Genomic DNA, 22,558 nt, shown 5'->3' on the forward strand with positions numbered 1-22,558 from the left:
AGATGGATCACAGCGGCATGTTCCCGTGCTTGCGCCACGGGTTTTCGATCTTCTTGTCCTTGAGCATCACCAGCGAGCGGCAGATGCGCTTGCGGGTTTCGTGCGGCAGGATCACGTCGTCGATGAAGCCGCGCGCGCCGGCCACGAAGGGATTGGCAAAGCGGGACTTGTATTCCGCTTCGCGGGCAGCGAGCTTGGCCGGGTCCTTCTTTTCTTCGCGGAAGATGATCTCGACCGCGCCCTTGGCCCCCATCACCGCGATTTCGGCATTGGGCCAGGCCAGGTTCACGTCACCGCGCAGGTGCTTGGAAGCCATCACGTCGTAGGCGCCACCGTAAGCCTTGCGCGTGATCACCGTGATCTTGGGCACCGTGCATTCGGCATACGCGTACAGCAGCTTGGCGCCGTGCTTGATGATGCCGCCGTATTCCTGCGAGGTGCCGGGCATGAAGCCGGGCACATCCACAAAGGTGATGACCGGGATGTTGAACGCATCGCAGAAGCGCACGAAACGCGCGGCCTTGATCGAGCTCTTGATGTCCAGGCAGCCCGCCAGCACCAGCGGCTGGTTGGCCACGATGCCCACCGTCTGGCCGTCCATGCGGGCAAAGCCGGTGAGGATGTTCTTGGCGTAGTCGGGCTGGATCTCGAAGAAGTCGCCGTCGTCGACCGTCTTGAGGATCAGCTCCTTCATGTCGTAGGGCTTGTTCGGGTTCTCGGGCACCAGGGTGTCCAGGCTCGCATCGGCGCGGTCGATGGGGTCACCGCTGGGGCGCACGGGCGCCTTTTCCTTGTTGTTCAGCGGCAGGTAGTTGTAGAGGCGCCGCAGCATCAGCAGGGCCTCGACGTCGTTGTCGAAAGCACCGTCGGCGACACCGCTCTTGGTGGTGTGCGTGATCGCGCCACCCAGTTCTTCGGCGGTCACTTCCTCGTGCGTCACCGTCTTCACCACCTCGGGGCCGGTCACGAACATGTAGCTCGAGTCCTTGACCATGAAGATGAAGTCGGTCATGGCCGGCGAATACACCGCACCGCCGGCACTGGGCCCCATGATCATGCTGATCTGCGGAATCACGCCGCTGGCCATCACGTTGCGCTGGAACACCTCGGCGTAACCGCCGAGCGAGGCCACGCCTTCCTGAATGCGGGCACCGCCCGAGTCGTTCAGGCCGATCACCGGCGCGCCGACCTTCATCGCCTGGTCCATCACCTTGCAGATCTTCTCGGCGTGGGCCTCCGAGAGTGCGCCGCCGAAGACGGTGAAGTCCTGGCTGAAGACAAACACCAGACGGCCATTGATCATGCCGTAGCCGGTGACCACGCCGTCGCCGGGGATCTTGGTGTCCTGCATGCCGAAGTCGGTGCAGCGGTGTTCCACGAACATGTCCCACTCTTCGAAGGTGCCTTCGTCGAGCAGGATTTCGAGGCGCTCACGCGCGGTGAGCTTGCCCTTGCCGTGCTGGGCGTCGATGCGCTTTTGTCCGCCGCCCAGGCGTGCGGCCGCACGCTTCTTTTCCAGTTGGTCCAGGATGTCTTGCATGGTGTGTGCTCCGGTGAAATCGGGGATCTAGTCGAACAGTTCGAGCAATTGGCGGGCGGCGGTCGACGCCGGCAGCCGGCCTTCGATGACGGCGCGGCCTGTCGATTCGAGCGCCTCGCGCACCTTCGGGTGCTCGCGAAAGCGTTGTTTGAGGCCGGCGTCGATGCGCTCCCACATCCAGGCGCGGGCCTGCTGCTGGCGGCGCACACCGAGGCGGCCGTTGGCGGTCTGAAGATCGCGGTACTGGCTCACGGCGGCCCAGAAGCTGTCCACGCCCTGCCCATGCAGAGCGCTCATCTGGATGACCTGCGGTTGCCAGAATGCGCTGCCATGCTCCGGATTGCCGTGCATGCCCAGCAGCCGCAGCGACGAGGTGATCTGCGCGCGCGCACGGGTGGCGGCGTCGGGGTCGATGTCGGCCTTGTTGATGACCACCAGATCGGCCAGCTCCATCACACCCTTCTTGATCGCCTGCAGGTCGTCGCCCGCGTTGGGCAGTTGCAGCAGGCAGAACATGTCGGTCATGCCGTGCACGGCGGTTTCACTCTGGCCCACGCCCACGGTTTCCACGATCACCACGTCATAGCCGGCAGCCTCGCAGACCAGCATGGCCTCGCGCGTTTTTTCGGCCACGCCGCCCAGCGTGCCGCTGCTCGGGCTGGGGCGGATGTAGGCACTCTCGTGCACCGACAGGTGTTCCATGCGCGTCTTGTCGCCGAGGATGGAGCCTCCCGACACCGACGACGAAGGATCGATGGCAAGCACCGCCACGCGGTGGCCCTGCGCGATCAGGTGCAGGCCCAGCGCTTCGATGAAGGTGCTCTTGCCCACGCCCGGCACGCCGCTGATGCCCAGCCGCAGCGACCGGCCGGTGTGCGGCAGCAGCGCGGTCAGCAGCGCATCGGCCTGCGTGCGGTGGTCGGCGCGGGTGGACTCCAGCAGCGTGATGGCCTTGGCCATGGCGCGGCGCTGGGCAGCAGACGTCCCCTGAACGATGCCCGCCAGAATCTGCTCTGGGGTCAAGCCACGGCCTTTTTGATCTGCTCCAGCACGTCCTTGGCGCTGGCCGGAATCGGCGTGCCCGGGCCGTAAACGCCCTTGACGCCCGCTTCGTAGAGGTAGTCGTAGTCCTGGCGCGGCACCACGCCGCCCACGAACACGATGATGTCGTCGGCGCCCTGCTTCTTCAGCTCGGCGATGATGGCCGGCACCAGGGTCTTGTGCCCGGCGGCCAGGGTGGACACACCCACGGCGTGCACATCGTTTTCGATCGCCTGGCGGGCGCATTCTTCGGGCGTCTGGAACAGCGGGCCCATGTCGACGTCGAAGCCCAGGTCAGCGAACGCAGTGGCCACCACCTTGGCGCCGCGGTCGTGGCCGTCCTGACCGAGCTTGGCGATCATCACGCGCGGGCGGCGGCCCTGCGCGGTCGCGAAGTCGGCGATTTCTTGCTTGAGCTGTTCCCAGCCCTCGGCGCTGTCGTAAGCGGCTGCGTACACCCCGGTCACCTTTTGTGTGTCGGCGCGGTGGCGCCCGAAGATCTTTTCCAGCGCATCGGACACCTCGCCCACCGTGGCGCGCAGTCGGATGGCCTTGATCGCCAGATCCAGCAGATTGCCCTGGCCGCTCTCGGCGGCTGCGGTCAGCGCGTCCAGTGCCGCCTGCACGGCCGCGCCGTCGCGCGTGGCCTTGATCTGCTGCAGGCGCGCGATCTGGCTTTCGCGCACCTTCACATTGTCCACCTCCAGAATCTCGACCGGGTCTTCCTTGGCGAGCTTGTACTTGTTGACACCGACGATCACGTCCTTGCCCGAGTCGATGCGCGCCTGCTTCTCGGCCGCCGCCGCCTCGATCTTGAGCTTGGCCCAGCCGCTGTCCACCGCCTTGGTCATGCCGCCCATGGCGTCGACCTCTTCGATGATCTTCCAGGCCTCGTCAGCCATCTGCTGGGTCAGCGTTTCCATCATGTAGCTGCCGGCCCAGGGGTCGACCACGCTGGTGATGTGCGTCTCTTCCTGGATGATGAGCTGCGTGTTGCGCGCAACGCGGGCGCTGAACTCGGTGGGCAGCGCGATGGCTTCGTCCAGCGCGTTGGTGTGCAGCGATTGCGTGCCGCCGAACACCGCCGCCATGGCCTCGATGGTGGTGCGCACCACGTTGTTGTACGGGTCCTGCTCGGTCAGGCTCCAGCCGCTGGTCTGGCTGTGCGTGCGCAGCATCAGGCTCTTGGGGTTCTTCGGGCCGAAGCCCTTCATGATCCGGGTCCACAAGAGGCGCGCGGCGCGCATCTTGGCGATCTCCAGATAGAAGTTCATGCCCACCGCCCAGAAGAAGCTCAGGCGGCCAGCGAAGGCGTCCACGTCCATGCCCTTGGCGATGGCGGTCTTCACGTATTCCTTGCCATCGGCCAGCGTGAAGGCCATCTCCAGCGCCTGGTTGGCGCCCGCTTCCTGCATGTGGTAGCCCGAGATTGAGATCGAGTTGAACTTGGGCATGTTCTGCGCCGTGTACTCGATGATGTCGCCGATGATCTTCATCGACGGCTCGGGCGGATAGATGTAGGTGTTGCGGACCATGAACTCCTTGAGGATGTCGTTCTGAATGGTCCCGCTCAGTTGGTCCTGGGAAACGCCCTGCTCCTCGGCCGCCACCACGTAGCCGGCCAGAATGGGCAGCACCGCACCGTTCATGGTCATGGAGACCGACACCTTCTCCAGCGGAATGCCGTCGAACAGGATCTTCATGTCTTCGACGCTGTCGATGGCCACGCCGGCCTTGCCGACGTCGCCCGTCACACGCGGGTGGTCGCTGTCGTAACCGCGGTGGGTGGCAAGGTCGAACGCCACCGACACGCCCTGGCCCCCGGCGGCCAGCGCCTTGCGGTAGAAAGCGTTAGATTCTTCGGCGGTGGAAAAGCCCGCGTACTGCCGGATCGTCCACGGCCGCACCGCGTACATGGTGGCCTGCGGGCCGCGGATGAAAGGCTCCAGACCGGGCAGCGTGTTGGCGTACGGCAGGTCCTTGGTATCTTCGGCGGTATACAGCGGTTTGACGGTGATGCCGTCGGGTGTGACCCAGTTGAGCGCGTCCAGATCGCCCCCCGGCGCGGACTTCTGGGCCGCTTTCGTCCAGGCTTCAAGGGTGGCGGGGGTGAATTCGGGGTGTTGGGAACTCATGGGCGCTCGCAAAGACTTCGGTGGCGTCGTTGGAAAAAAGCCGGCTTGCCGGCCGTCGGCCGGGCGCTGTGACGCCCACACCATAACCGGTCTATTTTACATCATTCATAATTATTGATGCAAAATATTGCCTTGACCTGACGCTTTACAATCGCCCGTCCCTGCCTGCCCTACGGGGCTCCGACACGCCGATCACCGCATGACCGACGCCTCCCTCGCACCACGCGCCTTGTACGAAGAAGTGGCCGAACGCCTTCGGCAGCGCATCTTCCGGCGCGAGCTCGAGCCGGGCAGCTGGATCGACGAACTCAAGATTGCCGAGGAATACGGCATCAGCCGGACGCCCCTGCGGGAAGCACTGAAAGTGCTGGCGGCCGAAGGCCTGGTCACCATGAAGGTCCGGCGCGGAGCCTACGTGACCGAAGTGTCCGAAAAGGACCTGGCCGACGTCTACCACCTGCTGGCCCTGCTGGAATCCGACGCGGCCGGTGTCGTGGCCAGCCGGGCCGAGCCGGCTGCGCTGGAGGCACTGCAGGCCTTGCACGCCGAGCTGGAAGCGGCGGCCGGCGACCGGGACCGCTTCTTCGCCATCAACGAGCGCTTCCACATGCGCGTGCTGGAGCTGGCCGAAAACCGCTGGCGGCAGCAGATGGTGACCGATTTGCGCAAGGTCATGAAACTCAACCGCCACAACTCGCTGTTCAAGAGTGGCCGCATCGACGAATCGCTCGCCGAGCACCGCGCCATCATGGCCGCCCTGCTGGCCGGCAACGCCCCGCTGACCATGCAGCGCATGCAGGAACACTTCCAGCACGGGCTGGAAGCCGCGACCTGAACGCCGCGCCCCGAGCGGGCGCAACGCGGCGAGCCTGATAAAGTCCCCGCCCACCAGCACCTCGGAGCCCCTGCATGCCCGTTTCCGACCGCGCCCAGCCCGGCATTCTTGAGAACATCCCCGCGCACGGCCGCTACCTGACCTGCCAGTTGCGCGTCGGCGCCGATCCGCGCACGGTCCTGCGCCGTCTGGCCTCGCAAGCCGATGGCCGCCACACGGTGGTGGGCCTGGGGGCGTCGCTGGTGCGGGAGATTGGCGCAGAGGTGCCCGGCCTGCGCTGCTTTGCGGGCATCGAAGGCGCCCGCACCAAGCTGCCGGCCACCCCGGCCGACCTGTGGCTCTGGCTGCGGGGCGAGGACCGGGGCGATCTGCTCATCGCCAGCCGCCACCTGGAAACCCTGCTCGCGCCGGCATTCGACGTGCAGGACATCACCGACGCCTTCCGTCACGCCCACGGTCGCGATCTGACCGGCTATGAAGATGGCACGGAAAACCCGGAGGGTGCCGAAGCCGAAACCGCCGCCTTGCTGCCCGAAGGGGTCGGCGCCCTCGCCGGCAGCAGCTTTGTGGCCGTGCAACGCTGGCACCACCACATGAGCCGTTTCGAAGCCATGCCCCGCCAGCAGCAGGATCTGACCATCGGACGGGAGCGCGACTCCAACGAAGAGATCGACGACGCGCCGGCCTCCGCCCACGTCAAGCGCACCGCTCAGGAGAGCTTTGATCCCGAAGCCTTCGTGCTGCGCCGCTCCATGCCCTGGGCAGAGGGCAACCAGGGCGGCCTGGTGTTCACCGCCTTCGGCCACAGCTTCGACGCCTTTGAAGCCCAGCTCCGGCGCATGTCGGGCGCCGAAGACGGCATCGTCGACGCGCTCTACAGCTTCACCGAACCCCGCACCGGCGCTTACTTCTGGTGCCCGCCGGTGCAAGGCGGGCTGGTCAGCCTGCAAGCCATCGGGCTCTGAGCCGGCCGCCCGGCCGCCCAAGAGCCGTCAGCGCCCGCCGACGCCCAGCAATTCCACGTCGAACAGCAACGTGGCGTGAGGCGGGATGACGCCCCCGGCCCCGCGCTCGCCATAGGCGATCTGGCTGGGGCAGGTGAGGCGGGCCTTGCCCCCCACCTTCATGCGCTGCAGGCCTTCGGTCCAGCAGGGAATCACGCGATTGAGCGGGAACGAAGCCGGCGCGCCCCGGATGTATGAGCTGTCGAACTCGCGCCCATCGGGAAACAGGCCACGGTAATGCACGCGCACGGTGTCGGTCGCCGACGGACTGGCCCCTTGGCCCTCCTGCAGCGCGCGGAAAACCAGACCCGACGCGGTCACCACCGCACCGGGTTCTTTGGCAGCGGCGTCCAGCACGGCGTTCTGGGCCTGCACCGGCAGCGCCGCCAGGCCCGCCAGGCCCGCCAGGCCGGCCTGGCCAGCCGACAGCGCCAGGGCACGCCAGGTCATTCGGTTCATCTTGAGGTGTCCTTCCAAAAACAAAAGCAATCAGGCCGCGGTGGCCTGCGCCAGATCGTCCGCATCCCGAACCCCATGCGTCTGGGCCAGGGCCCAGACCTCACGCGGCGGTTGGGGTTTGAGGCGGTGGTCGCTCCACACCTGGCGCCACTTGCGCGCACCACGCAGGCCATTGCGCAGGCCCAGCATGTGGCTGGCCACCGAATACCAGGGTGCCCCGTCGGCCGCATGGGCACGCTCCATGTAGGCCACCATGGCGGCCTCCACCGCTTCACGGTCCTGCACACCGGGGGCTTCACCATAGAAACGCTCGTCCCAATCGGTCATCAGCCAGGGGTTGTGATAGGCCTCGCGCCCAACCATCACGCCGTCCACGTGCTTCAGATGTTCGGCAATCTCGTCGCTGGTCCGGACACCGCCATTGATGGCTATCGTCAGATGCGGAAATTCGCGCTTGAGCCGGTAGACGATGTCGTAGCGCAACGGGGGAATTTCCCGGTTCTCCTTGGGACTCAGCCCCTTGAGCCAGGCATTGCGCGCGTGCACGATGAAGACGCGGCAACCGGCCTCGGCCACGGTCCCCACGAAGTCCGCCGCGAAGTCGTAGCTCTCGATCTTGTCGATCCCGATGCGGTGTTTGACCGTGACCGGGATGTCCACCGCATCCACCATGGCCTTGACGCAGTCGGCCACCAGCGGCGCCTCGTTCATCAGGCAGGCACCGAAGGCACCACGCAGCACACGCTCACTCGGGCAGCCACAGTTGAGGTTGATTTCGTCGTAGCCGCGCTCCTGCCCCATCACCGCGCAACGGGCCAGATCGGACGGCTCGCTGCCACCCAACTGCAAGGCCACCGGGTGCTCTTCGGGATTGAACTGCAGATGCTGCGCCGCGTTGCCGTGGATGAGTGCGCCCGTGGTCAGCATCTCCGTGTAGAGCAGCGTGCGGCGGCTGAGCAGGCGGTGCAGGTAGCGACAGTGGCGATCGGTCCAGCCCATCATGGGTGCGACCGACAGCCGCCAACGCTCGGGCGCCGGAAATGCCGTGGGGTGTTCTGCTGGAGAAGAAGGCGGTGACATGGGCAGAATTATCCCAGCCACCCTCAGGTTGACCGAGAAATGGCCGAATTCCCGGTGATCAGGCCTCGGGCAACGACCACAGGTGGTGACAGAAGATACCGATTCTCACAGCGGCGTTCTCGTCTTATATTGCGAGTCTGAACAAGGAGGATGCGGTTGAAGCCTCATCAGCGGCTACTGGGTACAGCCATGATGCTCATCACGGTGCTCACGCTGCTGGCACTGTGGCGGGTGATGGCCGCGCACCCGCCCGGCACGGCCGAACACGTCCGACAGGGCGGCTCGCTGCGCGTGGGTTTTGCCCCGGAAGCCCCCTATGCGTTCTACGACGCCGATGGCGAGGTGACCGGTGAAGCCCCTGAGACCTTTCGCCTGCTGGCCCGGCGCATGGGCATCCAGCGCATCGACTGGGTCCGCCTCGATTTTGCGCAACTGCTGCCCGAGCTCCAGCTGGGCCGCATCGACGCCATCGCCTCCGGCCTCTTCATCACCCCCGCCCGGCAGAAGCTGGCCGTGTTTTCCCTACCGACCGCACGTGTACGCGCTGCCCTCGTGGTGCGGCAGGGAGAACGCCGGCTGCCTCTGCGGCCAACGCTGGAATCCCTGCGCGATCCCGCGCCGCTGCAGTTGGCCACGATCCACGACGCGGCGGAAAACGAGCTGCTGCGCGGCGCCGGGGTAGGCCCGCAACGGATCGTGAGCATCCCCGGCGCCCAGCGGGCGCTGCAGGCCGTTCAGGAAAGCACCGTCGACGCGTTCGCCATCTCGGCCGTCACCGCCCGCCATCTGGTGGCGCAGCATCCGGGCGAGGCGCTGGAGGTGCGGACCCTGGTCGACGCACCGCCGGGACTGCCCGCGTTTGCCTTCCGGCTGGACGACACCGACCTGCGCGACGCCATGAACCAGCAGTTGGCGCGATTCCTCGGCACACAGGAACACCGCCAGTTGGTCGAGCGCTTCGGTTTTTCGATCGACGAACTGCCCCCCTCTGCCCAGGGAGCCCCCTGACATGGCCCCGGTCGAAATCACCGGCCTGAGCCACCAGCAACTGGCCCGCCCATTCCGGGCTGCCTTGTTCATGGTGCTGGCGTTCGGAGGCTTCATGCTGCTGATGCTGGTGATGGCCGTCACCTCGTCCCAGCGGGTGCTCGACAGCGGCGTGGCACCCATGCAGGAACTCGTGATGATGGAACGCCTGACCTCGCAGGCGCTCGAGCGGGCCAAGCAGCAACTTCCCACCGGCCACAACGACTGCCACACCGACAACCAGGCCGAAATCTGCGAGGTGCCCCACCTCATGCGCAGCGTTGCGGGCGCGGCACAACGCCTGCTCGACGGCGAAGGCGGTCTGGCGGGCATGCCCCGCAGCCGCCAGCTGGAAGGCGAGGCCCGGGGTCTGGCCCTGCAGCTGCGCGACGGGGCTGCACGCTTGCAGACCGTGCATGCCGATGGCCTGACCATGACCGCCGGCTCGCTGCTGGGCCTTCAGCGCGATCTCATGCAGATCCACCAGGTGGCCTACCGCCTGGAACGGGCGGTACTGGCGCAATTGCGCAAGGAACTGACCATCCAGCAACGGCTCGATCTGCTGGCCATCACCGCCACCGGTGTACTCATGGCCGCCGCCGTGCTCGCCATGTTCTGGATGTGGGCCCGGGTGCGCAGCGCCTTCGACCGTCTCCACGCCAGCGAAGCGCGGCTGCGGGCTTACGCCGACGCCGTGCCGGATCCGGCCTACATCCTGGATGCCCACGGCGTGGTGCTTGAAAACCTGGGGCACTCCGCCCTGCCCGATCGCCCACCCCCCATTCCGGTAGGAGACCCGGTCAGCGCCCACCGCGCGCCGGCGATGGCCGAGCAGATCCTCGCCACCATCAACACGGTTCTGCAATCCCGCGGCGTGCAATGCCTGGCCACCCAGATCGCTGACGTCCAGGGCCGGCCGCGTTGGTTCGAGGCGCGCGTTGCGCCCATCGAGGTGGTTGTGCCCGTCGACGAGCCCCCCGAGCCCAGCGCCCGGCCGGCGCCCGACCGGGTGCTCTGGATCTCGCGCGACGTCACCCGCCATATCGAGACCGAGCAGGCGCTGCGCGTGCTCAACGAACAGCTGGAACACCGGGTGGAAGAGCGCACACGCGAACTGCACGATGCGGCCGAAGAGCTGCGCCGCTTCAACTACACCGTCTCGCACGACCTGCGTGCGCCCTTGCGGGCGGTGGAAGCCTATATGGCACTCGCGCTGGAAGAAGCGGGCTCCTGTCTGCAGCCCGGTGCCCGCGACCTGCTCGAACGCGCGCGCAAATCGGCCCATCAGCTCGCTCACATGGTGGAGAGCCTGCTCAACCTCTCCCGCATCGGCGAAATGCCGGTGCAGCGCACCTGGCTCGATCTGTCGGGCATGGCGCGGGACATCTGCATGGCGTTCGCCGTCGACCAGAAGGAGCGCCATCTGCAGTGGGAGGTCGCCCCCGACATGAGCGCCTGGGCCGACGAACACCTGGTGCGCAGCGTGCTGCAGAACCTGATCAACAACGCGGTGAAGTACAGCGCCGGACGCGATCCGGCCCACATCGAAGTCGGCGCTGTCACGCAGGACGATGGCACGACGGTGTTCCATGTGCGCGACAACGGTGCCGGCTTCGACATGGCCCGCGCCAACCAGCTCTTCCAGCCCTTCACGCGGCTGCATTCAGCCCGCGAATTCCCGGGCGACGGTATCGGCCTGGCCACCGTACGACGTATCGTGCTGCGGCACGGCGGCCGCATCTGGGCGCAGGGACAGGTGGATGTGGGCGCCACCATCTATTTCACCCTGCCCGGTCAGCCCGCCCAGCAAACCGGCTCGGCGTCGCCACCGGTACCCAGTGACCGATAAGCGCACAAAAAAACCCCGCCGAAGCGGGGCTTTGGGACCGATGCCTGCGGGCCTCAACCCATGTGCAGACCGCCGTTGACGGAGAAGTCGGCGCCGGTGGAATAACCGCCCTCCTCGCTGGCGAGCCAGGCAATGATGGAGGCGATTTCACGCGGCTCACCCAGGCGCTTGACCGGCACCGTGGCGACGATCTTTTCCAGCACGTCGGGGCGGATGGCCTTGACCATGTCGGTGCCGATGTAGCCCGGGCTCACGGTGTTGACCGTCACGCCCTTGGTGGCCAGTTCCTGCGCCAGGGCCATCGTGAAGCCGTGCATGCCGGCCTTGGCCGCCGAGTAGTTGGTCTGGCCGGCCTGGCCCTTCTCGCCGTTGACCGAGCTGATGTTGACGATGCGGCCCCAGCCCCGTTCCACCATGTCGGGCACGACCTGCTTGGTCACGTTGAACATGGAGTCGAGGTTGGTGCTCATCACCGCATCCCAGTCCTCCTTGGTCATTTTCAGAAACATGCGGTCGCGCGTGATGCCGGCGTTGTTCACCAGCACGTCGATGGGGCCGTGTTCGGCCTTGGCCTTGGCAAAAGCCTCGACCGTGGAATTCCACTCGGCCACATTGCCGACCGAGGCGTAGAAGGTGAAGCCGAGCGCTTTCTGCTCGTCCAGCCACTTCTGGGCATCGCGCGTCGGGCCGCAGCCGGCGATGACCTTGAAGCCCTCCTGATGCAGGCGCTGGCAAATGGCGGTGCCGATGCCTCCCATGCCTCCCGTGACGTATGCGATCTTCTCACTCATGGTGTGTGCTCCTCTGTGGCCCTCTCGGACCGATTGCTATGAAATGGGTAGCGTTGAATCGGCGTGTGGCGGCTTTCTGAGAAAGGCCGCCTCAAATCACTGTAACCGTGAACTCAGCGCTCGACAGCAAGGGAAACCCCCATGCCGCCACCAATACACAACGCGGCCACGCCCTTCTTGGCACCGCTGCGCTGCATCTCGTGCAGCAGCGTCACCAGAATGCGGCAACCGGATGCGCCGATGGGGTGGCCGATGGCGATGGCGCCACCGTTGACGTTGACCTTGGCCGGGTCGATGTCCAGCACCTTGTTGACCGCACAGGCCTGGGCAGCGAAAGCTTCATTGAGCTCGAACAGGTCCACGTCCGCCGCCTTCCAGCCCGCGCGGGCCAGGGCTTTCTGCGTGGCCGGCACGGGGCCCATGCCCATGGTGGCCGGGTCCAGACCGCTGGTGCCGAACGCGGCGATGCGGGCCAGCGGCGTCAGGCCCAGGGCGGCGGCTTTCTTGGCGCTCATCACCACCACGCCGGCAGCACCGTCATTGATGCCGGAAGCGTTGCCGGCCGTCACCGAGCCGGCCTTGTCGAAAGCGGGACGCAGGCCCGCCAGGGCTTCGGCGCTGGTCTTCTTGTTGATGAACTCATCGGTGTTGAACACCAGCGGGTCGCCCTTGCGCTGCGGAATCAGCACGTCGACGATCTCGTCCTTGAACTTGCCCGCATCCTGCGCGGCGGACGCTTTCTGCTGGCTGCCCAGCGCCAGCGCATCCTGCATCTCGCGCGTGATGCCGTGGGCCTTGGCCACGTTCTCGGCCGTGATGCCCATGTGGTACTGGTTGTAGACGTCCCACAGGCCGTCGACGATCATGGTGTCGACCATCTTCCAGTCGCCCATGCGCTGGCCATCGCGGCTGCCGTTGAGCACGTGCGGACTGGCGCTCATGTTTTCCTGGCCGCCGGCGATCACGATCTCGCTGTCACCCCAGGCCACGGCCTGGGCCGCCAGCATCACGGCTTTCAGGCCCGAGCCGCAGACGGCGTTGATGGTCAGCGCCGGGGTTTCCTTGGCCAGGCCTGCTTTCATCATGGCTTGGCGGGCCGGGTTCTGGCCCACACCCGCGGCCAGCACCTGGCCCATGATCACCTCGCCGATGGCGTCGGCCGGCAAGCCTGAGCGCGCCAGCAGCGCCTTGATGACGGTACTGCCCAGTTCGGTGGCCGGCGTCTTGGCCAGCGAGCCGCCGAATTTGCCGACGGCGGTGCGGGCGGCGGAAACGATGACGATGTCTTCCATGGTGTGGCTCCTTGAGGGTCGATGAAGGGGGAGGTGAGCGGCTTACCGGCTGTCCGGGGCCCCACGGAACCGGCTTCGCCGGTCCGCCGGAGCGTTCCTGTCGAGGTCAAAACCCGGACAAGCCAGCCGCTCAGTGCGCCAAGCGTGGCTTCACTGTGCTTTGGCCTGGACGTAACGCCCAGGTGCGGGTTCGATGGCCGCGTAGGTCTTGCCCTTGCCGCAAGTCTTGGGGGCGGCAATCTGTTTGCCGGCGTGGCCCTTGAGCCAGGCGGCCCAGTCGCCCCACCAACTGCCCGGGTGTTCGGTGGCGGTGGCGATCCACTCGCTGACCTTCGCCGGGAATTTGCCCGCCGGTCCGATCCAGTGGCTGCGTTTGCCCTTGGCCGCCGGGTTGATCACCCCGGCAATGTGGCCCGAGGCACCCATGACGAAACGCTTCTTGCCCGGCAGCAGTTGCGTGCTGCCGTAGGCTCCGCCGATGGGCACGATGTGGTCTTCGCGCGAACCGTAGATGTAGACCGGCAGCTTGACCTGGCGGAAATCGATCTTCTCGCCGCAGACGGTGGCCGTGCCCGGCTTCGTGTACCGGTTTTCGAGGTACAGGTTGCGCAGATACCACGCGTACCAGGGGCCCGGGAGGTTGGTGCTGTCGCTGTTCCAGTACAGCAGGTCGAACGGCGGCGGGGTCTCGCCCTTGAGGTAGTTGCCCACCACGTAGTTCCAGACCAGGTCGTTCGGACGCAGGAAGCTGAAGGTGGTGGCGAGGTCGCGCCCGGGCATCAGGCCGCCCTGAGCGAACTGCACTTCGCGGAACTTGACGAAGCTTTCGTCGATGAACAGATCGAGCACGCCGGTGTCGCTGAAGTCGAGCAGCGTGGTCAGGAAGGTGGCGCTTTCCACCGGCTGTTCGCCACGTGCGGCCAGCACGGCCAGGGCGGTGCCCAGCATGGTGCCGCCGACACAGAAGCCCAGCGCGTTGATGGTCTCGGCACCGGCGATGTCCTGCACCACGGCAATGGCGCGCATGACCGCGTCTTCGATGTAGTCGTCCCAGGTCTTGTGCGCCAGCGATTCGTCCGGGTTGCGCCAGCTCACCACGAAGGTGCGGTGCCCCTGCTCCACCGCGTAACGGATGAAGGAGTTGTCGGGCTGCAGGTCGAGGATGTAGAACTTGTTGATGCAGGGCGGCACCAGCAGGAACGGCCGCTCGTGCACCTTGGCCGTCAGCGGTTTGTATTCGATGAGCTGAAACAGCTCGTTTTCGAACACCACCACCCCTTCGGTGGTGGCCACGTTCTTGCCGACCTCGAACACGCTTTCGTCGGTCATCGACACGTGCCCCTGCTTGAGGTCGTGCAGCAGGTTGGCCACGCCCTTGGCGATGCTTTCACCCTGGGTCTCCAGCGCCTTCTTCTGCGCTTCGGCATTGAACGCCAGGAAGTTGCTCGGCGCGCTCGCATCGATCCACTGCTGCACCGCAAAGCGCACCCGGGCTTTGGTCTTGCCGTCCCCTTCCACCGCTTCGGCCAGCGCCATCAGCGTGCGGGCATTCAGCAGGTAGACGGCGGCGGAATATGCCGCGACCGGGTTGCTGGCCCAGGCATCGCTGGCGAATCGGCGGTCGCCCTGGGGCTTGGCGTCCAGCCCCTGGTTCCAGAGCAGCGCCACCTCTTGCAGATAACTGTTCTGGATTTCCAGCAACCGGGCCGGATCGAACCGTACCGACTGGCCCGCCACCTGCTGAAACAGGTCGCCCATGGCCGGCATGCCCATCCCGCCCAGCGGCATGCCGAACGGGTTGGCCTGGCCGTTGCCCGAGGGCATGAAGGCGCGGAACATCGCCAGCGGATCAGCCCCCGACACCCCGGGCGTTGCGCCCGCACCCAGGCCACCCTGGGCCCATTGCTGCCACTGGTTCAGCAAACCCTGCTGGAACTGCTGTGCCGCGTCGAGCCACGGCTGGTGAGAGGATTTCCCTGATGTGTTCATGCGTTGTCTCCGTGCAAGGCCTGCGCCTTATGATCGTTTCCCGCTGGGAAAGATTCCGGGTTTTCCCCAGTGTGGGCGCCGCAGCTTCCAGCAAGCTGACGGTCTTTCTCCCCGTTGTGCAGGTGGTGATGTGTATCTCGTCGTGATCGGTTGGCTGTACGTGGTTTTGATGATGGCAGTGGCCGAAGCATCGAACACCACCGGGAGTGTGCTCGGAGCCATTGTCACCTTTTTTCTTTACGGTTTGCTCCCGCTGGGACTGGTGGTTTACCTGATGAACACCCCCCACCGCAAACGGGCCATCCGGGCCTGCGAAGCGGCTGAGGAACAGGCCAGACAGGCAGCAAGCGCCGTGCCAGAAGCCGGAGGTCCCGAAGCGCGCGAAGCCCGTTCAGGCCAGCCCGATGCAGGCGGCCATGCGGCCGGTGCTGCCGAGCCGGGCCGCGTCGCGTCGGTGCGAGAAGAACCGCGAAACCTGTGACACGGTGCACCAGGGGTCGGTGCCATCGTTGCCATAGAGGCGCGTGACCCCCAAGGCCCACAGGCGCTGCCGGGCCAGCACCGGCAGATCGGCCAGGAACCTGCCTTCGCGCGCCGAAGGCACGAACGCCGCGTGGGCTGCGGCATCGGCCGCCACGAAGGTGGCCCGCACCTCAGGCCCCACCTCGAACTGCGCAGGCCCGATGCACGGCCCCAGCCAAGCCAGCAGCTCGTCGGCACGGGCTCCGGCCTCGGTCAACGTGGCCACGGTGGCCTCCAGCACACCCTGGCCGTCGGTGCCGGCCAGCCCGCGCCAGCCCGCGTGCGCCGCGGCCACGACGGCCCCGCGCACATCGGTGAACAGCACGGGCAGGCAATCGGCCACCATGATGGTGCAGACGATGCCGGCCTCCGTCGCCACACAGGCATCGGCCTGCGTGCCATCGGGGGTGCCTGCCCCGAGCCGGACCACGCCATCGCCGTGCACCTGCTGCAGGAACACCGGGCGGGCACCCAGCCTGGCCGCCAGCGCCTGGCGATTGGCCTGCACGGCCAGCGGCTCGTCGCGCACATGGTCGCCGAGATTGAAACTGTCGAAGGGTGCTGCCGAAGCCCCGCCTTCGCGCGTCGTGAACAGTGAATGCACATTGGCTGGCGCCGGCCAGTCCGGCACGATACCGATGCCGGTCCAGGCCCGACCAGCGGCCATATCGGAACCGGCCATCAGGCTTCCGCGTCCGGGCAGGCCGAAGGCTGGGCTTTCTGGAAAGCCGGCAAAGCCATGCAGGCTTCGAATGCCGCCATGGTCAGCGGCAGCCCGTCCAGCGGGCTATCGAAACGGCGGGCGTTGAAGATCTGCGGCACCAGGCAGCAGTCGGCCAGCGTGGGCGTCTCGCCATGGCAGAACGGCGCGGACGGCCCCTGGGCCAGTTGGCGCTCGAACGCCTCCAGGCCGGTGCGCACCCAATGCCGGTACCAGGTGTTCTTGGCGTCATCCTCCACCTTGAGCACCCCCACCAGGTACTTGAGTACGCGCAGGTTGTTGAGGGGGTGGATTTCGCAAGCCACCGTCTGGGCCAGCGCCCGCACCCGGGCGCGCGCCACCGGATCGGCTGGCAGCAGCGCCGGAGCCGGATGGGTCTCGTCGAGGTATTCGATGATGGCCATGGACTGCGACAAGCGCGTGCCATCGGCCAGTTCCAGCAGCGGCACCAGGCCGTCGGCGGCCAGTGCGGCGTAGGCCGGCTGACGGTGCTCGCCCTTGGCCAGATGGACCGGCACGTAGTCGTAGGCGAGCCCTTTCAGCTCCAGCGCGATGCGCACACGAAACGACGCCGAGGAGCGGAAGTAGTTGTACAGCTTCATGCGGATAGGATAAACCGGGACAGCAGAAACCCAGCCCCTGGGGCACACTGCGCGCTTCGGGTGCACACCCTCGATACAAAGACGGAGACAAGGCTCATGAAAGCCGAACAGAACGACACGCTGACCCGGGTCGGCCCAGGCACCCCCGGCGGCGAACTGCTGCGCCGCTACTGGCAACCCGTGGCCCTGCTGGATGAATTCGATCCAGCCCTCGACCCGCGCATGGCGGTGCGCCCCGTGAAGGCCGTGCGGGTGCTGGGCCAGGACTTCGTGCTGTTCCGCGACGCCCAGGGCCGCTTCGGCCTGCTCGACCGCGACTGCCCCCATCGGGGCGCCGACCTGGCCTACGGGCGCAACGAAGGCGACGGTCTGCGCTGCCCCTTCCACGGCTGGAAATTCGACGTCACGGGCCAGTGCACCGAAACCCCGGCCGAGCCGCTGGGCAGCACGCTGTGCACCCGCATCCGCCAGCGCAGCTACCCGCTGACCGAGCGCAGCGGCGTGCTGTTCGGCTGGTTCGGCCCCGAAGGCCAGACGCCTCCTCCCATGCCAGCGCTGGACTGCTTCGAAGCCCCGGGCACACACACCTTTGCCTTCAAGGGCCTGTGGCACTGCAACTGGCTGCAGGCCTTCGAAGTGGGCATCGACCCGGCGCATGCGTCCTACCTGCACCGGTTCTTTGAGGACGGCTCGCTCGACGACACCTACGGCAAACAGTTCCGCGGCGCCAGCGCTGGCGAGGTGGGTGGCGAGCGCTGGCCCATGACCCGGGTGATGCGCGAATTCGGGCGCCCCGAAATCCGTTGCGAAGCCCGGCCCTATGGCCTGCAACTGACGGCCCTGCGCCCGATGACCGACGCGCTGACGCACGTGCGGGTCACCAATGCGGTGTTCCCGCAGACCTTCGTGATCCCGCTGTCGGAGACCATGACGATCACCCAGATGCACGTGCCCGTGGACGATACCCACAACTACTGGTACGCCTTCTTCACCAGCTTCACCGACCCGGTGGACAAGACCACCATGCGCAACCAGCGCCTGGGCAGCGTCACCCTGCCGGGCTTCGTGCCCAAAACCGGACGGCACAACGACTGGGGCTTCAACCCCGAAGAACAGGCCAACCGCACCTACCTGGGCATGGGGGAAGACGACATCAACGTGCACGACCAGTGGGCCTGCGAAAGCATGGGCGCCATCCAGGACCGCACACGCGAACACCTGGGCACCACCGACAAGGTGATTGCGGCGCACCGGCGCATGCTGCTGGACGCCATCGACACCGTGGCCGCTGGCGGCACGCCGCCCGGCCAGGCCGATCCCGCGCTGCACGGCCTCATCCACGGCCCCGAGACGGTCGACGGCTTCGCACCGGCCCAGGCCTGGCAAGCCTGGTGGCAGCAGGCGGTGCAGCGCCGGCGCGCGCAGGCCCCGTGGCAGAACCCGGCCGTCCACACGCCCGCCGAAGACCTGGCCCCGGCGAAATGAGTGCGCCTTCGTTCGCCGAACGCTGCGGCATCCACGACAGCGCGCGCGAAGCTGCCTGCCGCCAACTGGCGGCCCTGATCGAGGCTTCGGGCATCGACCGCGTGCGCCTGAGCTGGTGCGACGTGCACGGCCAGTTGCGCGGCAAGACCCTGATGGCCCACGCGGCCGTGCGGGCCCTGCGCGAAGGCGTGGGCATGGTCGGTACCCTGATGCTCAAAGACACCGCCGACCGCACCGCCTGGAAAGTCTTCGAGGCTGGCGGTATGGACGATCTGCCTGGCTTCGCTGGCGCGGCCAACCTCGTCTTGCTGCCCGATCCACAAAGCTTCGTGGCCCTGCCCTGGCAGGCGGGCACCGGCTGGCTGCGCTGCCAGCCCTGGTTCGCCAACGGCACGCCTGTTCCGCTCGACACCCGGCGCGTGCTTCAGGACGCGCTGGCCGCCCTGTCGGGCACCGGCCACGGCCTGCGCACCGGGCTGGAGGTGGAGTTCCACATCTATCGCCTGCTGGAAACGCCCGCTGCACTGTCGCCGCAGGCGGCCGCCTGGCCCGGCCCCGCGCCTGAAGTGGCCATGATCCACCCGGGCTACAACCTGCACGCCGAGGCGCTCTCGGACATGGCCGACGAGCCGCTGGCCATCGTCATGCGCACTGCCCAGGCACTCGGGCTGCCGCTGCAATCGCTGGAAATCGAGCTCGGGCCGAGCCAGGTGGAGGCCGTGTTCGACGCCACCGACGCGCTCACCGCGGCCGACCAGATGGTGCTGTTCCGCAACGGCGTGCGCCAGGCCCTGCAACGTGCCGGCTACCACGCCACCTTCATGTGCCGGCCGCCGTTTCCGAACATCATGTCCAGCGGCTGGCACCTGCACCAGTCGCTGACGGATCTGGCCTCCGGCGGCAACGCCTTCGTGCGCGATCAGCCGGCCTCCGGCAGCACGCCGCTGGACGCCCGCCACACCCTGGCCGACACCGGCGCCCACTGGCTGGCCGGCCTGCTGGACCACGCCCATGGCATGACCGCGCTGTGCACCACCACGGTCAACGGCTTCGCGCGTTTCCGGCCGAATGCGCTGGCACCGCAGTCGGCCATCTGGGGGGCCGACAACCGCGGCGCCATGCTGCGTGTGGTCGGGGCCGCCGGCGACACCGCCACGCGCATCGAAAACCGGGCGGGTGAGCCGGCCGCCAACCCCTACCTCTACATCGCGGCCCAGATCCACGCCGGCCTCGACGGCCTGCAGCGCCGCCTGGAGCCACCACCGGCCACGCTCACGCCCTATGCCGAACACGGCAGCCTGCTGCCCACCAACCTGCCCGACGCCCTCACGGCGATGGCCGCCGATCCGGTGCTGGTGCGCGGACTGGGGCCGGCCTTCGTGACCTACCTGGACCGCATCAAGCGCCACGAAGCCGAGCGCCATGCCCAGGCCGAGGATCAGGTGGAATTCGAGCGGCGCGAGTATTTCGCGCGCAGCTGATGCCCGCACCCGTGCGCCCCGGCGGCTGCCTATACTGGTGCGCAGGCCGGGCGGATCGCGCGCCGCCCTTCTCACGCCCCTTCTCCCCAGACACCCGGGTTACCCGAAAGGCCCCTTCATGAGCTACGTCTTCGCCCCTTCACCGGTGGTTTCCGTGCCCGTCATGGGCCGCACCGAGCGCTTCCCTGTGCACCGCGTCTACTGCGTCGGCCGCAACTACGAAGAACATGCCAAGGAAATGGGCTTCACCGGCCGCGAGCCGCCGTTCTTCTTCCTCAAGCCGGCCGACGCCATCGTGGCGGCCGAAGCCGGGCAGACCATCGCCATCGACTACCCGAGCCTGACCCACAACCTGCACCACGAGGTGGAGCTGGTGGTCGCCATCGGCCAGGGCGGGCGCAACATCGCAGCACAGGATGCCCAGCGCCATATCTTCGGTTACGCCGTCGGCCTGGACATGACCCGCCGCGACCTGCAGAACGACATGAAGAAACAGGGCCGCCCCTGGTGCATCGGCAAGGCCTATGACCAGTCGGCACCGATCGGACCGATCACGCCGGTGGCCGACGCCGGCGACGTGGCCCAGGCGCCGATCTGGCTGCAGGTCAACGGCCAGGACCGGCAGCGCAGCACGGTATCCAAGCTGATCTGGAACATCGGCGAGACCATCGAACACCTGTCACGGGCCTGGGCGCTGCAACCGGGCGACCTGATCTACACGGGCACGCCCGAGGGGGTTGGAGCGGTGGTCAGCGGTGACGTGCTGCAGGCCCATGTGCAGGGCCTGGAAAGCCTGGTGGTCTCGATTCGCTGAACCAAGGGTTTACCCGCGGCAGCGTTCGGACATAATTTCACCTATCCGAATTCATTTCTCATCGGTAAACGGCCTATCCACCCTTCTCCAAGGGTTTGACCTCTACCGCCAGTGAATCGGCACGGGTAAATTGCCTCACCAACCGGTCCACCCGGACCCCTCAGGAGACACCTTCGATGATCCAACGCCGCACCCTTCTCCAATCTGGCGCCGCCTTTGCCCTGGGCGCGCCGGCCTTGGTGGGTTTCGCCCAGCAAAGCGTCACCCTCAAGTTCCATACCTTCATGGCACCGCAGTCCAACGTGTGGCTGAACATGCACAAGGCGTGGATGGACAAGGTCACCAAGGACTCCGATGGCCGCATCAAGTTCGAGGCCTACCCCGCCATGCAGCTGGGTGGCTCACCGGTGCAGCTGTACGACCAGGCCAAGGACGGCGTGGTGGACATCGTCTGGACCCTGCCGGGCAACACCCCGGGACGCTTCCCCCGCATCGAGGTGTTCGAGCTGCCGTTCATGATGAACAACGCCGAAGCCACGTCCCGCGCGTACTGGGAATACGTTCAGACCGTGGCGGCGGACGAGTTCAAGGACGTCCACCCCATCGCGCTGCAGGTGCATGGTCCCGGCATGTTCCACATGCGCGACAAGCTGGTGAAGACCGCCACCGACCTGCAAGGCTCCAAGGTGCGCGGCCCGACCCGCCAGATCACCAAGATGCTGGGCTACCTGGGTGCCACACCCGTGGGCATGCCGCTGCCGCAAATCCCCGACGCGCTGTCCAAGGGCGTGATCAACGGCTGCGTGATCCCCTGGGAAGTCGTGCCCTCGGTCAAGGTGCACGAGCTGGCCAAGTTCCACAGCGAATTCGAGCCGGCAGGCGGCGCGCTCTACACCACCACCTTCGTGATGGCGATGAACAAGGGCAAGTACGCTTCGCTGCCGCCCGACCTCAAGGCCATCATCGACAAGAACTCCGGCATCGAGACCTCGGCCTGGCTGGGCAAGGTGCAGCAAGGTGGTGACGCCGCCGGCCGCGAAGCAGCGGTCAAACAAGGCAACACCATCTACACCATCCCCGCCTCCGAAGCCCAGGAATTCAAGCGCAAGGCGCGCCTGGTCGAGGTCGAGTGGGTGCAGGACATGGACAAGCGTGGCTTCAACGGCAAACAACTGCTGGAAACCGCCAAGGCCCTGATCGAAAAACACGGCAAGAAGGCCTGAGCCTTCGCGCTGTTTCCGAGGGACCGCAAGGTCCCTTTTTTTTTGCCCCTACACTCCTTGGCATGCAGCGCAACCCCATCAAACACTGCCGGGAATGCGGCGCCGCCGTGGTCTACCGGCTGCCCGACGACGGCGACACCAAACCACGGGCCATCTGCACGGTGTGCCAGACGGTTCACTACGAGAACCCGCTCAATGTGGTCGGCACCGTGCCGGTCTGGGGCGAACAGGGCGAGTACGTGCTGCTGTGCAAGCGCAACATCGAACCCCGCTGGGGCAAGTGGACGCTGCCGGCCGGCTTCATGGAACTGGGCGAAACCACCGCCGAGGGGGCCCGGCGCGAAACCGACGAAGAGGCCGGCGCGCTCATCGAGATGGGCGAGTTGTTCACGCTCATGAACGTGCCGCGTGTGGGGCAGGTGCACCTGTATTACCGCGCCCGCCTGCTCAGCGACCGCTTCAACCCCGGCCACGAGACACTGGAAGCGCGCCTGTTCACCGAAGCCGAGATTCCCTGGGAAGAAATCGCCTTTCGCACGGTGCGCGAAACCTTGATTCACTATTTCGCCGACCGCCGCCAGGGCCGCTTCGGCTTCCACACCCTCGACATCGCCTGACAAAACCGGCCCGATGATGCGGTGCCACCACGTTTGGCCGGTCGCATCACCC

Annotated in this window: 20 protein-coding genes; 10 read left to right on the forward strand and 10 right to left on the reverse strand. The window is 66.7% G+C overall.

The annotated features are described in order from the left end of the window. Nucleotides 1–7 precede the first annotated feature (7 nt). From L0977_RS16705 to scpA, 3 genes are read right to left on the reverse strand one after another with little or no spacing between them, the layout of a single operon-like run. A complete protein-coding gene (locus L0977_RS16705) occupies nucleotides 8–1,540 on the reverse strand; it encodes an acyl-CoA carboxylase subunit beta (protein ID WP_234265985.1) in 1,533 nt (510 codons plus the stop codon). A 27-nt stretch (nucleotides 1,541–1,567) separates the two neighbouring features. Further along, a complete protein-coding gene (gene meaB / locus L0977_RS16710) occupies nucleotides 1,568–2,563 on the reverse strand; it encodes a methylmalonyl Co-A mutase-associated GTPase MeaB (RefSeq protein ID WP_234265986.1) in 996 nt (331 codons plus the stop codon). Continuing rightward, entirely contained in the window at nucleotides 2,560–4,716 is a 2,157-nt protein-coding gene (scpA, locus tag L0977_RS16715; RefSeq protein ID WP_234265987.1) for a methylmalonyl-CoA mutase, read from the reverse strand. Before scpA ends, meaB begins: the two co-directional genes overlap by 4 nt. Nucleotides 4,717–4,915: 199 nt before the next feature. Here scpA and L0977_RS16720 point away from each other — a divergent pair, with 199 nt between their 5' ends. Together L0977_RS16720 and L0977_RS16725 are read left to right on the forward strand one after the other, a co-directional pair. Further along, nucleotides 4,916–5,551 (forward strand): GntR family transcriptional regulator, encoded by a 636-nt coding sequence (locus tag L0977_RS16720; protein WP_234265988.1) that lies wholly within the window; start codon nucleotides 4,916–4,918, stop codon nucleotides 5,549–5,551. A gap of 74 nt (nucleotides 5,552–5,625) precedes the next feature. Continuing rightward, nucleotides 5,626–6,516 carry a Dyp-type peroxidase gene (locus L0977_RS16725; RefSeq protein WP_234265989.1) on the forward strand — a complete coding sequence of 297 codons (891 nt, stop codon included), beginning with the start codon at nucleotides 5,626–5,628 and terminating at the stop codon, nucleotides 6,514–6,516. Nucleotides 6,517–6,543: 27 nt separating this feature from the next. On the opposite strand, the gene L0977_RS16730 is transcribed toward L0977_RS16725, so the two are convergent. Further along, nucleotides 6,544–7,005 (reverse strand): FKBP-type peptidyl-prolyl cis-trans isomerase, encoded by a 462-nt coding sequence (locus L0977_RS16730; protein ID WP_442786648.1) that lies wholly within the window; start codon nucleotides 7,003–7,005, stop codon nucleotides 6,544–6,546. Nucleotides 7,006–7,044: 39 nt separating this feature from the next. Further along, nucleotides 7,045–8,094, reverse strand: a complete 1,050-nt coding sequence (gene dusA, locus L0977_RS16735) for a tRNA dihydrouridine(20/20a) synthase DusA (RefSeq protein ID WP_234265991.1) — start codon at nucleotides 8,092–8,094, stop codon at nucleotides 7,045–7,047. A 189-nt stretch (nucleotides 8,095–8,283) separates the two neighbouring features. Between dusA and L0977_RS16740 the strand changes: the two genes are divergently transcribed. After that, complete coding sequence (locus tag L0977_RS16740; RefSeq protein WP_234265992.1) at nucleotides 8,284–9,102, forward strand: transporter substrate-binding domain-containing protein; 819 nt, start codon at nucleotides 8,284–8,286, stop codon at nucleotides 9,100–9,102. Between the two features lies 1 nt (nucleotide 9,103). After that, nucleotides 9,104–10,969, forward strand: a complete 1,866-nt coding sequence (locus tag L0977_RS16745; RefSeq protein WP_234265993.1) for a sensor histidine kinase — start codon at nucleotides 9,104–9,106, stop codon at nucleotides 10,967–10,969. A 53-nt stretch (nucleotides 10,970–11,022) separates the two neighbouring features. On the opposite strand, the gene phbB is transcribed toward L0977_RS16745, so the two are convergent. The 3 genes from phbB to L0977_RS16760 all read right to left on the reverse strand — a co-directional run bounded on the left by phbB (nucleotide 11,023) and on the right by L0977_RS16760 (nucleotide 15,041). Beyond that, nucleotides 11,023–11,760, reverse strand: coding sequence for an acetoacetyl-CoA reductase (gene phbB / locus L0977_RS16750; RefSeq protein ID WP_234265994.1), 738 nt, complete (start codon nucleotides 11,758–11,760; stop codon nucleotides 11,023–11,025). Between the two features lie 113 nt (nucleotides 11,761–11,873). Beyond that, a complete protein-coding gene (locus L0977_RS16755; RefSeq protein ID WP_234265995.1) occupies nucleotides 11,874–13,052 on the reverse strand; it encodes an acetyl-CoA C-acetyltransferase in 1,179 nt (392 codons plus the stop codon). Between the two features lie 150 nt (nucleotides 13,053–13,202). Further along, the gene (locus L0977_RS16760; RefSeq protein WP_234265996.1) at nucleotides 13,203–15,041 is read right to left on the reverse strand and encodes a PHA/PHB synthase family protein; all 1,839 of its coding nucleotides are present in this window, start codon (nucleotides 15,039–15,041) and stop codon (nucleotides 13,203–13,205) included. 130 nt (nucleotides 15,042–15,171) lie between these two features. Between L0977_RS16760 and L0977_RS16765 the strand changes: the two genes are divergently transcribed. Next, nucleotides 15,172–15,522 (forward strand): hypothetical protein, encoded by a 351-nt coding sequence (locus tag L0977_RS16765; protein ID WP_234265997.1) that lies wholly within the window; start codon nucleotides 15,172–15,174, stop codon nucleotides 15,520–15,522. Here the strand turns inward: L0977_RS16765 and pgeF are convergent. Both pgeF and maiA read right to left on the reverse strand, forming a co-directional pair. Continuing rightward, complete coding sequence (gene pgeF / locus L0977_RS16770) at nucleotides 15,433–16,245, reverse strand: peptidoglycan editing factor PgeF (protein ID WP_234265998.1); 813 nt, start codon at nucleotides 16,243–16,245, stop codon at nucleotides 15,433–15,435. The genes L0977_RS16765 and pgeF overlap by 90 nt on opposite strands. After that, nucleotides 16,245–16,886: a maleylacetoacetate isomerase gene (gene maiA / locus L0977_RS16775; RefSeq protein WP_234265999.1), complete on the reverse strand. Its 642-nt coding sequence runs from the start codon at nucleotides 16,884–16,886 to the stop codon at nucleotides 16,245–16,247. Before maiA ends, pgeF begins: the two co-directional genes overlap by 1 nt. 96 nt (nucleotides 16,887–16,982) lie before the next feature. Here maiA and L0977_RS16780 point away from each other — a divergent pair, with 96 nt between their 5' ends. The 5 genes from L0977_RS16780 (at nucleotide 16,983) to L0977_RS16800 (ending at nucleotide 22,506) form a co-directional block, all read left to right on the forward strand. Beyond that, a complete protein-coding gene (locus L0977_RS16780; protein ID WP_234266000.1) occupies nucleotides 16,983–18,371 on the forward strand; it encodes a Rieske 2Fe-2S domain-containing protein in 1,389 nt (462 codons plus the stop codon). Next, nucleotides 18,368–19,852 carry a glutamine synthetase family protein gene (locus tag L0977_RS16785; RefSeq protein ID WP_234266001.1) on the forward strand — a complete coding sequence of 495 codons (1,485 nt, stop codon included), beginning with the start codon at nucleotides 18,368–18,370 and terminating at the stop codon, nucleotides 19,850–19,852. Before L0977_RS16780 ends, L0977_RS16785 begins: the two co-directional genes overlap by 4 nt. A gap of 118 nt (nucleotides 19,853–19,970) precedes the next feature. Next, entirely contained in the window at nucleotides 19,971–20,666 is a 696-nt protein-coding gene (locus L0977_RS16790) for a fumarylacetoacetate hydrolase family protein (RefSeq protein WP_234266002.1), read from the forward strand. Nucleotides 20,667–20,842: 176 nt separating this feature from the next. Then, nucleotides 20,843–21,889: a TRAP transporter substrate-binding protein gene (locus L0977_RS16795; protein WP_234266003.1), complete on the forward strand. Its 1,047-nt coding sequence runs from the start codon at nucleotides 20,843–20,845 to the stop codon at nucleotides 21,887–21,889. Between the two features lie 62 nt (nucleotides 21,890–21,951). Beyond that, nucleotides 21,952–22,506: an NUDIX hydrolase gene (locus tag L0977_RS16800; RefSeq protein WP_234266004.1), complete on the forward strand. Its 555-nt coding sequence runs from the start codon at nucleotides 21,952–21,954 to the stop codon at nucleotides 22,504–22,506. The last annotated feature ends 52 nt before the right edge of the window (nucleotides 22,507–22,558 follow it).

This window comes from Hydrogenophaga sp. NFH-34, assembly GCF_021401345.1.
Lineage (GTDB): Bacteria > Pseudomonadota > Gammaproteobacteria > Burkholderiales > Burkholderiaceae_C > Hydrogenophaga > Hydrogenophaga electricum.